Below are 12,311 nucleotides of genomic sequence, written 5' to 3' on the forward strand. Positions count from 1 at the left end.
TCGTTCACCCAAAAAGTTATACTGCCTCGTTGCTTGAGGGCAGCATCATAAGCGTTCCAATTCTTAACTTTGTACTGGGCTTTCGTCTTCATATGCAGGGTTAGGCGGCTCGAAAACATCGACTATAGGTAAATTTACCATTTTGCCTATTCACGCAACAACGCCACTCGCAGTTCTCAAAAAAAACGTCTTGACAGTAAAACTAAGCGTAGTCAAATTAAGTCAATGAGAAGGCAGGTAACTGATTAAAATCTGATGCTGCCAGAGAAAAGTGCTGAGGGCGAGCGCTCCTTTTTCCTCTACGAAATTGCAGACATCCAGCGATCGCAGCGCAGCTACATAACTGCTGTAGATAATAACCCCGACATATTCAACACTCGTTCTGACCAAGTAGCCGCAGCCGCAGCCAATGATGCAGTTTCGGTCGGACTATCGTAAATATTTACCCAATTTTGCTGCCAATCTTCTAACAAGTTTTGGAGTTGGGTTAATTCAGTATTATTGCTCTGGCTTTCTTGTTGTAACAAATTTACGTATAGTAGGTTTTCAGAAAGTAACACTGGCACTAATTCACGACGGGCATTCTTTTGACACCAGGATTTAAGACGTGCCAAAGAAGCTGCCAGTTCTCCCAACTGCTGTGGATAAGGTTCAGCTAAAAAACTTGCTTCAATTGCGCTCCAGTTCGGTATCATAATCCTCCTAGTAATCGCAGGGTAATCTGAGTAACTCGCTCTCTAATATCTGGGGATTCAATGATCATAGTACGATTGTTTTGGCTGGGGCAAATGTTAATAATCGATTCAAACACCATTTCTTGGGTGTAAGGACACCAATCTGCACCCCAAAGATTTTTTTGTTTATTACCATCTTTCAACAATTCTTGCTCACATTCATAGTGACGTTCTGCACCACCAGCCAAAATTTCGCGCTCGATATCCACTACTATTTTGATAAATACTCCCCAGGTTTTGAGCATTTCGTCAATCTGCTGTTTCGTAGCACGTTCACGTATCACTTGAATCAATGTACTAGCACCCTATCATTGATTTTAAGTATTATTCATTACCTATAACCCAAGGTTGATTTTGTTGAATCAACTGGTTAATTACTTCTGGTTTTATCGGACTGTAATAGCAGTAGATGACAGCACTATACACCAGTATCCACCACCAACTGCAAGATTATGCCTCTTTAGTTTTTTATTTAACTTTTTGGCAATTTTATAACAGTCAGTAACAGTATTAGCCCAGTGAGCATCTCCTAGTTTTGCTGCCTCAATCCCAGATATAGCTCTACTCTGCAAAGGTTTGGCCGTACCAACCAATCTCTCTTCATTGTTGATATGTCCATTTGCGTCTGCTGCATTGTCAATTTAATAGATGAGGGATGCTCATTTGATGAGGCTTGTGAAATAGCTAGAGCCATCCCAATACCTTTCGGTTAAGGCATCTCTTCGTTGAGACAGCCTTAATTTGTGAAAAATCTACTGTTCCCAGTTGTATTACCTTTATTCCAAAGCTACAATCTGCCTGTATTAGAGACGTTTTTAATTACAACTGTAATTTATTACTCGTGAGCAACACTCGTATTATTGCGCTATTTAACCAATCAGGAGGAGTAGGAAAGACAAGTTTAACTATGAACTTGGGCTATCACCTTGCTCAAAAGAAGAAAAATCGTGTTCTCCTCATAGACACAGACCCTCAAGCTTCACTGACGACATTTATGGGGCTAGAACCGGACATTAACACCAAAAGCGTCTATGAAGCATTGGTGGGTGAAGAACCATTGCCAATTCATCCTGAATTGATTCACAATATGAGTTTAGTGCCAGCCAACATCAACTTAAGTGCTGCTGAACTCGAACTAGTTGCCGCTTTAATGCGGGAAATGCGCCTTAAAAATGCACTTGCCCCCATATTAGACAACTATGATTTTATTTTGATAGATTGTCCGCCATCTTTAGGCATCCTCAGTGTTATCAGCTTGGTGGCAGCAACCCATGTCTTAGTACCTATTCAGTGTCAGTTCAAATCCTTTCAAGGAACTGATTTACTGTTAAGAACTGTAGCCACACTCCGCAAAGGTGCTAATAAAACACTTACAATTGCTGGCTTCATCCCCACAATGTATGATGCACGTACTGCTCAAGAAAGCAGAACCATGAAAGCTATCACAGAACAACTTTCACCCGTGGCAACAGTTTTTGAACCTATCCCTAAATCTATTGCCTTTGCTGATGCAAGTGAGGCACGCATACCCTTAGCAGTATATAATCCCAAACATCCTGCCGTCGCTGTACTAAAAAAAATCTCCCTCAGTTTAGAAAAACTACAGTGAGCAAAAAAGACCAACCCTATACCAGCCAATTAAAAGGTGTAGCCGCACTACTAGGCGAAAGCTTTAACCAACCTGAAAGTACGGCGACTTCACCAAATACTCTTGCTATAAACTTAATCAAACTTCCACAATCCCAGCCCCGGCGCTATTTCGACCCCCAAAAGCTTAAGGAACTATCACGTTCAATTCAAAAATTGGGCATCCTTGAACCTTTGCTTGTCCGTCCTTTGCCTAGTGGTGACTATGAACTAGTAGCTGGTGAACGTCGCCTCAGAGCATCCCAAATGGCAGGACTAACTGAAGTGCCTGTGGTCATCCGTGATATGGATGACATCACCACCTATCAAGTGCGACTGGTAGAAAACCTGCAACGCGAAGACCTCAACCCCCTAGAAGAAACCGAAGGCATCCTCGAATTATTAGCAATCCAGATGCAGTTAACCCAAAATGAGGTTAGCAGTCATCTCCACCGCATGAGAAACGTTTGCGATCGCTATAAACAGGAAGATTCTGAATTGAGACATAACGTTATGTCTCAAACCGAAACCAAGATAGTTGAAGAGTTATTTACATCTTTGGGGCGAATGAGTTGGGAGTCATTCGTCAAAAATCGCCTACCATTACTCAATCTGCCACCAGATGTTTTAAAAATGCTGCGTTCTGGACAAATCGAATATACAAAAGCACTGGGGATCGCACGAGTTAAAGATGAAGAAACTAGAAAAGAACTCTTAGAAGATGCGATCGCTTACAATCTCTCGTTGAGTGAAATCAAACGCAAAATCAAAGAAATTGAGCAACAGTCTAAGCCAGACACCCCATCATTAAAAGACAAAGCTGATGAAACCTTTCGCCGCTTAAAGAAATCGCAAGTCTGGGATGACCCCAAGAAACAGGCAAAGGTAGAGAAATTATTAGCCCAATTAGATGCGCTGACAGAAGATGATAACCCAAGGTGAACCAGTGTGGTAATTCTTTAGACTATTCAATTTGCTGTCTCAGGGATGGCGACATAATCATTAGTCCCCTGACAACTTCTTCAGGTGTAGCTGTGCCATCAATGACCTTTGGCATAATCGCCATGACTTCCAATGCCAAGTTTGTGGGAATTCCCTTTGCTTCTAATCGCTTCAATTCCAAAACATCAATGCCTGCTGCTAATCCATCCAAATATTCCTCTACACTCACCCCTAAGTTTTCAATTTCTGACATAGTATAGTTTTTTAGTTTTTGTTTGACTTTTATATTCAAGCATCTATTACATGACTATCTCACAGTGCAGAGCATATTCTTTGTGCCATCTGGGGCGATCGCACTGGTAGTTGTGTGGGTGGCTGCGATCGCATCTTACAACAGATGATGAAAATGCTTGAATCAAGCCCAAAGTAAGCAATTATTTACTGGATTTTCTTACTTTTGTAGTCACAACCAAGCGATATCAATGCTTTTGAGAGCTATTATTTCGCACCTTTCTTGCGATGTCGCGCCTGTGAACGCTTGCAAGGTGAAACCCAGAGAAAAAACGACTCCTAAAAATTCAGAAGTCGGTTAAAGAAAAGCTAGTTGTTATTTAAGACAAGGAGGACAAAAAGCTTAACTACACCCCCTCAAATTTCCATTTGAAGTGTTCGGCTTGCTGGTTAGTCCATTGCAGAACATTGCTTCCATCGGCAGTTTTCTGTGGGGTAATTCATGCAACGTGATAGTTGTTTAAGGGTTACTCATCTACATCAGGGTTTGCAGAGTATTCCAACAGTTTACTAATTACGCCTTCGATAGCTTCTGGAGCTGCTTCTTGAAGTCTTAAATCGGGCGGAAGTTGTTCACCATTTATAATAAGCTCTGTGACCTCTGATGGAAAGTTTAGTAAATCAAAGTATGCGTCTATATGTTGCTGTTTAGCTTGTGCCAAGAATTGCAACAGTCCGTTGATATCTTGATCTGATACAGACACATTTTCTTTTGCTAGTCCTGATTTAAGAGCCTCTGATAACTGAACATTTAGCTCTACTTGATTAGAACTTGTTTCTGGAGTTTGCCCTATAGGGCGCAATGTACCTTGTAATGGAGGGGTTAGCCGCTCAAGGTGGGTATAATATCTTCCGACTGACAACAAATTACCTATCTTCACGAACCGCTCAATAAGAGGGTTAGAGGCGATCTGCGGCTCGTAAAGGCTGGGGATTTGACTCAGCAGTTCTGGTTTCCAAGCATGGGGAACAATATCGAGACTATTCCAAATGCGTGTTGTTGTGTTGCCAAGTTTCAGTCTATAGCGTTCTGCAAAATAATAATTGCCTGGTGTAGGGCCAGCAAATGTAACAACCTTTAATTTGGCTCGATTATTTGGATCCCATGTTGATTTGTTCTCATGCAAAGCAAGTGCTAGAACAGGAGACAATGCACCACCTAGACTAGCACCCGTTAGTAGAATCTCTATGTTTTGACCCGTTTCCTTTAACAGGTCTGTGAGAAAGTCAATGATAGTTGTAGACGAGCCTGGATGTGGTCTTAAGAGATTGTCAAGACCTATCTTGGTTCCCATAGAAATTTTGGGACGATATTGAGGTTCGTCTTCAGCATAGTCAGCCCAATCCGCTAGTACTGCAACGTACAAATCTTCAATCAACCAGTTTTGAAGAGACTTAGGATTCGTACCAGCAACACCAATAACGTATTTATTGCCTTGCTGTGCTACATAAATTGCATTAGTTGCATATTTATTGAACGGAGGCCGAGCCAGATAAACAAATGGCCCCCAGATTCGCTTCCATGTCCCAATTAATTCTGAAAGCTTCGAGCTTTCCTCTAGGTAAAAATCTATGCGGCGAGCAAGTAAGTCTTCCAATTCCTGAGCAGGATTTGGAAATATTCCAGGTTCCTCATCAGACGGCGGTACAAGTTCACTTGCAATGCCATTAATTATCCATCCAAGCGCCCACGCTGTCTGTTTCTCAACAAGAGTTAGATTTGGTGCTGTTGTCGTTACCATAGTTTAAATGTTGAAATTAATAGATTTTGAACATAAGCCCGGCTTTTCGACTTTCTCTCAACGTATAGACAACTCAGCACAATATTTCACCACAAGACGTGAGTCTGGGGCATTATACTATTACAGCAGCTACAAGTAAGTGGCTGGCTTTATGTCAATACTGTTCAGTTACAGCAAAAAACATAAAGCTATATAGGTTAGGTTTTGTTGGGTTGCGCTCCGCTTAACCCAACCTACAATTCTTCTTTGCTGGACTGTATTAGGCTGGATGTATCTAGTTTGGAAAATGTTTTAGTGTAGCTTGCTAGGCTCGTATTAACATCCTCTTAGATTGATCATAAAAATGCAAGGACAGTTAAGACAGATAAACATTGAGTCAAGAAAAATATATCAAAAGGGGTAGGATGAAAACTGAACCCTCAATTAGTACATTTTTATACTTCGCTAAAAGTAAATTTTGCTGGCAGTATAGTTTGTATTTGAATTTTTATTACTTGGAACTAAGCGATCATAAACTTATGAACCTGATGCCAGCCGCGACCGAGTAATGGAGATACACGGCATTGGCTTTCAAAATCATTGATAAATATCGGCTATAACACATAAAACTAATAGATTCGCGGCAGGATTTTCTTACTTTTGGAAAGTGGTGATCGCCCCGACTTCGACCGAGCAAGGAAGTTGCGACGAATAGGTAGTCAAAACCTAGATCAACAGAGCTTTTGGACAAGTCATCAATTCTTTTTCTTACTAAATTTTCTTAAAGCTGCCCATTTCTATAATTAATTTCATCATTATTAGTTGATGTACATTGATTCAAATCTATATTTGGTGTAAGCTTCAACTTAGCTATTCGTTCCATCAATATATAGTCTTACTACACATAATTAGGATTTCGTTGAATCTGCAATTAAAAATACTTCTACCTCTGCAATGAGACATTTGCAGAGGTAGAAATTTACTCATGAATGCTTGAGACACGCCTATGAAGCTGCACCAGCTTCAGCTACAGCAGCACCTTCTTCTGGTTTAGGCTCCTTCGCCTTCTTTTCAAAAATCTGAAGCCCTGCATCAATCACTTCAAAGCCATTTTCTGTTCGCTGGCCAAGCTTACCCGATATAGCACCTGCCCAGTCTGCAAACTCAGATGTGTTGGTTTCGGCCTTGCGCCAGCTTTTTGCATTAACTTGAGCAGTAAACACTATGCCGTTTTGGTCAGTTAATTCGATTTCTACTTTTTTGTTAGCTGCGGGTTTGGCTGTTGGTAGTTCACCGCTAAATTTAATTGTCACTTCGCTCTTTACTTGCATACCTTGCCCCTGACACATCAAAGATTCAAATTTTTAGCTACTGAATTTTATCAGGCACTCAGGCTGGCTACTACAAAGCGGTTCTATATTTATCAAACCGTTATTGCCTTCTTCTCAGGTTTGCTCATCATTAGTGAACACTAGCAACACATTTATAATGACCACTAAGTCTATGTAATTAGTTGTGATTAAATCCCTAATACAGTCACAGCCCTCAAAAAAACTACTAAGACACTACATTTGTAATATCAAGCAGCACTGCGTTTGTATTAAAATACACCTCTAAATGGTCTACGAAAATTTGCGGCTGATTGCGGCTGATTGCGTCCAGTTGCGGCTGATTGCGGCTATTCGTGGACGGAAATTAGAAAAGTCAGTAATTTCGTTTGCGGCTAGTTGCGTCCAGTTGCGGCTGATTGCGGCTGATTGCGGCTGAAAAATCGGGTTTTCGGGTAGGTTATTTTAAAGGTGTACTCACTTTACTTTCGCGCCCCTGCGGGGTGGCAACGCCATCCTTCGCTGCGCTCAGGACACAAAAGTAGTTCGCCCTGCCGGGAGCGCGGAAGTTGCACTCATGTTATTCACTAAGTGAGATGATTGCCCCTTCTCAAGAAAAGAGGAACTTATTGAGAATGTGTAATCGGGTGGTGTTGCAAACGTACTTCAGAAATTCGGCTGTTGATTGGTAGCAGCAATCAGGGGACTAACGTAGGGAGTGAGATTCAGCCCAGACATTCGTTGAATCGAAATCAACTTTTTTGAGAGATTTTCAGCAGCTTCCCGGCAAGCGTGTTGGAATTCCTCATCGCTGACCTGACCCTCTAAAGCTTCGACCAGCCAGTAAGAACCTAGCGTGGCAAAACTTACTAGAGAGGAGCAGAAATCCTGTAATCTTGAGTTTGTAACGAAATAATGGTGCAAAAACTTGGTAAGAAAAAGTTTAAAACCAGAAGCAACATCGTTTGAAGTACTCGATTGTGTTCAAAAAAAATGCCCTTCGTGCGGTCAAGCAATGTGGAATGAATACAATAATCCTCGACATATAAGAACATTAAATGGGGTAGTAGAACTACAGCTAAAAATTCGGCAATGTCACAATAAGTCATGTCTGCGGTACAAAAAAGCATATCGACCAGAGCAAGAAGGGTCACTCGCTCTACCACAAAACGAATTTGGTTTGGATGTGATTGCTTATATAGGAGCATTACGCTACCAGGAACATAGAAGTGTTACCCAAATACACGCTCACCTGGAATTAAAGGGTATATGTATAAGTAAACGAACGGTCACACACCTAATTGACAGATATGACGAGTTACTGTCTTTATGGCTAAAAGACCATAAAAGGTTAAAAGCAATAGTGGCTAATCAAGGACGGGTGATATTAGCCATTGATGGGATGCAGCCAGAAATTGGACATGAGGTCTTATGGGTAATTCGAGATTGCTTATCAGGAGAAATCTTACTAGCTAAAACCTTATTATCATCAAGAAATGAAGATTTAGTCGCGTTATTATTAGAAGTAACTAATAGCCTAAATGTACCAATTGATGGAGTTGTTAGTGATGGGCAACAATCAATTCGCAAAGCTGTTAGGTTAGCATTACCTAGAATTGCTCACGGTTTATGTCATTACCATTACCTGAAGGAAGCAATTAAACCCATATATGAGGCAGATCGACATGCAAAAAAGGAATTGAAAAAAAAAGTTAGAGGATTACGAGACATTGAACGTAGTGTTACCAATGAAACTCAAGAAATGGCAACTATTATCGAAGATTATTGCACGTTCGTACGTAGTTCTATAACTAATGATGGTCATCCACCATTAGAGGCATCAGGATTAAAGTTACAAGAAAATTTGACATTGATAGAGCAAAGCTTAGAACGGATGGAAAAAAAAGTGCTTTAACCCCACCCTTAGTCAACCTAAAACACCTGATAGCTAAGGGTTTATCTGCGACTGCATCTTTATTTTCACCTGTGAGGGTTGCCTATCAGTGGGTTGATAAAGCTAGTGATATTCTCAATAATAAAATAGGTTTTAATGCTGCTGGTGTCAAACAAAGTTATCAGCAACTATTAACAGAAATGTCCCAACAAAAGCAGAAAGCTGGTACGCTGAACACTGCAATCGATAACTTTATAAAAACCACTCATAGCTACTGGTCTGGACTTTTTCATTGTTACGAAATTGAAGATTTTCCTAGAACTAATAATGATTTAGAACACGCTTTTGGTATGCTACGTCATCATCAACGTCGTTGTACTGGCCGTAAAGTTGCCCCCTCATCCCTTGTTATTCGTGGTTCTGTCAAACTTGCCTGTGCCATCGCTACTAAGCTTCATTCTTTTACCGCATCTGATTTAGCGCAAGTTGATATTCATACTTGGCTCGAATTACGCTCTCAATTACAAAAACACCACAAAGCCAAAATTGAGCAGTATCGATTTCGTCGAGATCCCAAGGCTTACTTGGCTAATTTAGAGAGTCGTCTTCTCTAGTAAGTTTTACCACACTAGGTAAGAACAAAGAGCTTCCATAGCTAACTTAGTAGCAGGCGTACCAGAAGGATGGTTGAGCAAATATTCAATGGCTTTGCCATCCCAGGTAGAGAGACAGCGCTTGAACTTTGGAAGTTCGACAATTTTGCGAGGAGTAACCATAATTTTGATTATCAGTACACAAGTATTAAAGCACACAAAAAATGTACTAGGGTGGATTGGGGGTGTAAAGGAGTTTAAAAAGGGTAAAAAAGGGTGGATTGGGGGTGTAAAAAATCAAAAAAGTTGGACAGTGGAGAAAAAGCTTGGGGTGTAGAGGGGGTGTAAAAGGGTGTAATGGGGGTGTTTTGCGGACGAGTTTTCGCGCTCAAAAGTCGATTTCAGGCTGAGGTATAGTTAGAACCATACTCACTATGGTTTCGCGCCCTGCGGGTGGCTGCGCCATCCTTCGCTATCGCTCAGAACGCGAAACCGCCGTTCGCCCTGCGGGGTTTTTTGTATTACAAAAATGCTGCATTTGTAGCATAAAACATTATGTCGCCACTCACCATTCTCAGGATTGAGAAGCTCAAAACATTTGGTAATGTCGCTGGAAGTGATGACCATGTTACTCGGAACCGAGAAACACCCAATGCTGATCCAACTAAAGATAATATCCGGTTAATTGGGGGAGAAGATAATCGCCCGTTAGAGGAGATAGTTAAAGAGAAAATCTCCACGCTCAAGCATCGCCCAAGAAAGGATGCGGTCTTATGCACTGAAATGTTTTTAAGTGCCAGTCCTGAGTATTTCCGTCCTCATGATCCATCTATGTCGGGGCATTGGTCAAACGAGAGAATGCAGCAGTGGGCTAGAGCATCTTGTGATTGGCTGGTGGAAAACTATGGTGATAAGTGCGTCAGGGCTGAACTGCACCTGGATGAAAGTACGCCACACATCCACGCATACATCGTGCCATTGAACGATAAAACAAACAGAGTCAGCCATGACGCGATGTTTGGCGGTAGAGGTGGACAGGGAAGGAAGAAGTTATCCCAACTCCAAGACAGTTATGCGTCGGCACTTGCTCCTTTGGGCATCCAGCGAGGAGTCAAGGGCAGTAAAGCAACCCACACGAAAGTAAAAGAATATTACCAAGCGGTTAACAGCGAACCATTCACCGCCGTCTGGGAGAATTACCAATTAGCACCCTTACCTTTGGAACCAGCTAGGGCTTACGTTGCCCGGATTCAGCAGAGTGACGATTTTCAAACTATTAACCATCAATTGGCTGACCGCGCTTTCATGGCGCAACAGCTATCCCGTGCCGAACAACGGGCCTTAGATAGCGAGAAGGAACGGCAGCGGCTTGAAAAACAGGTGCAACTGTTGGAGTCAACCAGTCAACTGCGTGACTTACCCCTAGAAGATGTGGCTTGGGAGTTGGGGCTAAATCATGATCATGAACGGTGGAAGGGTCACGGTCACATCATTAATATAGATGGGTCAAAGTTCTATGATTTTTCACCCGAACAACAGAAGGGCGGCGGTGGTGCGATTGATTTGGTGATGCACGTACAAGGGTGTAATTTCACTGAAGCGATCGCTTGGCTGCATGACCGATTCGGGGAAGCTGGCGCAGAAAGAGCAGCGATCGCCCACGCTCGGAAGATGAATAGTGAGATTATCCAGACCCAAGCGCGCCCCCAATTCCAGCTACCAGTTGAGAATCAAGGCTATTGGCCAGCAGTTTCTAATTACCTGACCCATCAACGTGGCATACCCCAAGATTTTGTGCAACTTCTACACAGCAAAGGTCTGGTTTACGCTGATGACCAACAAAATGCTGTGTTCGTGATGCGGAATCTCGACAACCAACCTAACGGTGCATTCCTGCGCGGAACACGGGGCGATAACAACACTTTCAAGGGCTACCAAAAAGGAACCTCTCGGCGTAATAGCTGGTTTCACTTCCAATTTGGTGATCAGAAGAATGCGACTGTAGAAAAAGTTGTGCTGTGTAAGTCGCCCATCGATGCTGTTTCCTTCGCCATGCTGGAACATCAAATTAGAGGTGATGTGCCACCAACCAGAACAATGTACATGGCTGTTGATGATATCAAAAGTTTACCTATAGAGGAGTTACGCCTCATTCCTCATGTACAGGTGGCGTTTGGCAATGATTCAGCGGGACAAGCGGCAGCAGGGCGTGTTTTAGAACTACTGCCACAATCCAAACCTCTCAATTGCACGGCTAGTGATTGGAATCAGCAGCTTCTCGATTATTGGCAGCAGTTACGGCAACAGCAACAGCAGCAACAGCAGGATGATGAATTGAGTCTTTAAAAGCTGTTTTGTAGTTTTAATGTAGTTTTTGGTAGTTCTTTTTTCAAATTACTCTCCTTTCTACATAACTTTTCGCTCAAAAACTTTCCGCCAATTATGGCGTACTGTGCGTCAAAAAGCAAAATCAGGATAACATATAATTGCCAGGAAAGTGACTTGGCTAATACGTTTAGGTATCTGGTGTTCATCACAGAATTAGCATAAAAGCCATTTTTAAGAAGTTACAAGAAGTACTGAGAATTAACTGAATAATTACATAAATAAATCAGATACTTCCCTGGTTTTTATGTGATTTTGACTGACAATTAACACAGAAGTAACGCATCAGCAAAACCGCTATACTGATGTGTTTTGTTACTAAAAAAAGTTATTTTTCAAATTAAAAGTGAGGTGGTTCTGATCAGTCTACTCAGGTTAGTTGTAGATCCAGATGCTTCACCAAGAGATGATTACCAAAAGCATTGCTGTATTGAAGCGTCTTATTCAGCTAAAGCGCGGAATGGGAGTTGTCCGGCAACTGTTTGTGCATTACACGAAATAGCCCAATCGTGTAACTACTAACTATATATGCTGGATTTGACGTTATTTTAAGCTTACTACCTGTCCCTTTCCTTATCCCGAACTCAGGTTATTCTAGGGTATCAGTTAGGTCGAGGGGGAGATAAGCTAATCGGCACGCAAGTTGCATAATAATAATAAGAGGAAGTTATCTAAAAGCAACTATGCCACCAGCAGCCAAAAACTTTTTAACGCCGGAGCAAGTCAGCAAGCTTCATGTTGCTCTAAAAGAAAGTGATCTACCACACGTCAGAGAAAGAATTCTCATTATTCTGCTA

12 protein-coding genes and 2 pseudogenes are annotated in these 12,311 nt (G+C 41.8%); 8 read left to right on the forward strand and 6 right to left on the reverse strand.

Going from position 1 to position 12,311, the window contains the following annotated elements; genetic code table 11:
* Window positions 1–165: 165 nt before the first annotated feature.
* Window positions 166–249 (forward strand): annotated as a pseudogene (locus IQ244_RS33305) (aminoacyl-tRNA hydrolase); the annotation flags it as partial.
* A gap of 86 nt (window positions 250–335) precedes the next feature.
* Here the strand turns inward: IQ244_RS33305 and IQ244_RS31255 are convergent.
* Together IQ244_RS31255 and IQ244_RS31260 are read right to left on the reverse strand one after the other, a co-directional pair.
* Window positions 336–695, reverse strand: a complete 360-nt coding sequence (locus tag IQ244_RS31255) for a hypothetical protein (protein WP_193900560.1) — start codon at window positions 693–695, stop codon at window positions 336–338.
* Complete coding sequence (locus tag IQ244_RS31260) at window positions 692–1,027, reverse strand: DUF5674 family protein (RefSeq protein ID WP_193900561.1); 336 nt, start codon at window positions 1,025–1,027, stop codon at window positions 692–694. The genes IQ244_RS31255 and IQ244_RS31260 overlap by 4 nt, the downstream gene beginning before the upstream one ends.
* Before the next feature lie 548 nt (window positions 1,028–1,575).
* Here IQ244_RS31260 and IQ244_RS31265 point away from each other — a divergent pair.
* A complete protein-coding gene (locus IQ244_RS31265; protein WP_193900562.1) occupies window positions 1,576–2,343 on the forward strand; it encodes a ParA family protein in 768 nt (255 codons plus the stop codon).
* Window positions 2,340–3,302: a ParB/RepB/Spo0J family partition protein gene (locus IQ244_RS31270; protein WP_193900563.1), complete on the forward strand. Its 963-nt coding sequence runs from the start codon at window positions 2,340–2,342 to the stop codon at window positions 3,300–3,302. Before IQ244_RS31265 ends, IQ244_RS31270 begins: the two co-directional genes overlap by 4 nt.
* Before the next feature lie 22 nt (window positions 3,303–3,324).
* Here the strand turns inward: IQ244_RS31270 and IQ244_RS31275 are convergent, their stop codons facing one another.
* Window positions 3,325–3,555: a hypothetical protein gene (locus IQ244_RS31275; RefSeq protein ID WP_193900564.1), complete on the reverse strand. Its 231-nt coding sequence runs from the start codon at window positions 3,553–3,555 to the stop codon at window positions 3,325–3,327.
* 22 nt (window positions 3,556–3,577) lie between these two features.
* Here IQ244_RS31275 and IQ244_RS33140 point away from each other — a divergent pair, with 22 nt between their 5' ends.
* A complete protein-coding gene (locus IQ244_RS33140) occupies window positions 3,578–3,703 on the forward strand; it encodes a hypothetical protein (protein WP_265578969.1) in 126 nt (41 codons plus the stop codon).
* A gap of 357 nt (window positions 3,704–4,060) precedes the next feature.
* Here IQ244_RS33140 and IQ244_RS31280 read toward each other — a convergent pair whose 3' ends face one another.
* Window positions 4,061–5,335 carry a lipase family protein gene (locus tag IQ244_RS31280; RefSeq protein ID WP_193900565.1) on the reverse strand — a complete coding sequence of 425 codons (1,275 nt, stop codon included), beginning with the start codon at window positions 5,333–5,335 and terminating at the stop codon, window positions 4,061–4,063.
* Window positions 5,336–6,318: 983 nt separating this feature from the next.
* Window positions 6,319–6,645: a hypothetical protein gene (locus tag IQ244_RS31285; RefSeq protein WP_193900566.1), complete on the reverse strand. Its 327-nt coding sequence runs from the start codon at window positions 6,643–6,645 to the stop codon at window positions 6,319–6,321.
* Window positions 6,646–6,931: 286 nt separating this feature from the next.
* Between IQ244_RS31285 and IQ244_RS31290 the strand changes: the two genes are divergently transcribed.
* Window positions 6,932–7,081 (forward strand): hypothetical protein, encoded by a 150-nt coding sequence (locus tag IQ244_RS31290; RefSeq protein ID WP_193900567.1) that lies wholly within the window; start codon window positions 6,932–6,934, stop codon window positions 7,079–7,081.
* Between the two features lie 576 nt (window positions 7,082–7,657).
* Window positions 7,658–9,150, forward strand: a protein-coding gene (locus tag IQ244_RS31295; protein WP_228059278.1) for a transposase whose coding sequence is annotated in 2 segments (ribosomal slippage) — window positions 7,658–8,549 and window positions 8,549–9,150 — 1,494 coding nt in all. Because the reading frame shifts where the segments join, the coding sequence is not laid out codon by codon here.
* Between the two features lie 6 nt (window positions 9,151–9,156).
* On the opposite strand, the gene IQ244_RS31300 is transcribed toward IQ244_RS31295, so the two are convergent.
* A complete protein-coding gene (locus tag IQ244_RS31300; protein WP_193900568.1) occupies window positions 9,157–9,312 on the reverse strand; it encodes a hypothetical protein in 156 nt (51 codons plus the stop codon).
* 372 nt (window positions 9,313–9,684) lie between these two features.
* Here IQ244_RS31300 and mobV point away from each other — a divergent pair, with 372 nt between their 5' ends.
* Together mobV and IQ244_RS31310 are read left to right on the forward strand one after the other, a co-directional pair.
* Window positions 9,685–11,475 carry a MobV family relaxase gene (gene mobV, locus IQ244_RS31305; protein ID WP_193900569.1) on the forward strand — a complete coding sequence of 597 codons (1,791 nt, stop codon included), beginning with the start codon at window positions 9,685–9,687 and terminating at the stop codon, window positions 11,473–11,475.
* 722 nt (window positions 11,476–12,197) lie between these two features.
* Window positions 12,198–12,311, forward strand: a pseudogene (locus IQ244_RS31310) (IS630 family transposase); the annotation flags it as partial.

This window comes from Nostoc sp. LEGE 06077, from assembly GCF_015207705.1.
Taxonomy (GTDB): Bacteria; Cyanobacteriota; Cyanobacteriia; order Cyanobacteriales; family Nostocaceae; genus Nostoc_B.

Coding starts and splice junctions, on each gene's coding strand:
- IQ244_RS31255 (WP_193900560.1), bottom strand. CDS start 695: ATGATACCGAACTGGAGCGCAATTGAAGCAAGTTTTTTAGCTGAACCT.
- IQ244_RS31275 (WP_193900564.1), bottom strand. CDS start 3,555: ATGTCAGAAATTGAAAACTTAGGGGTGAGTGTAGAGGAATATTTGGAT.
- IQ244_RS31280 (WP_193900565.1), bottom strand. CDS start 5,335: ATGGTAACGACAACAGCACCAAATCTAACTCTTGTTGAGAAACAGACA.
- IQ244_RS31285 (WP_193900566.1), bottom strand. CDS start 6,645: ATGCAAGTAAAGAGCGAAGTGACAATTAAATTTAGCGGTGAACTACCA.
- IQ244_RS31290 (WP_193900567.1), top strand. CDS start 6,932: ATGGTCTACGAAAATTTGCGGCTGATTGCGGCTGATTGCGTCCAGTTG.
- IQ244_RS31300 (WP_193900568.1), bottom strand. CDS start 9,312: ATGGTTACTCCTCGCAAAATTGTCGAACTTCCAAAGTTCAAGCGCTGT.
- mobV (WP_193900569.1), top strand. CDS start 9,685: ATGTCGCCACTCACCATTCTCAGGATTGAGAAGCTCAAAACATTTGGT.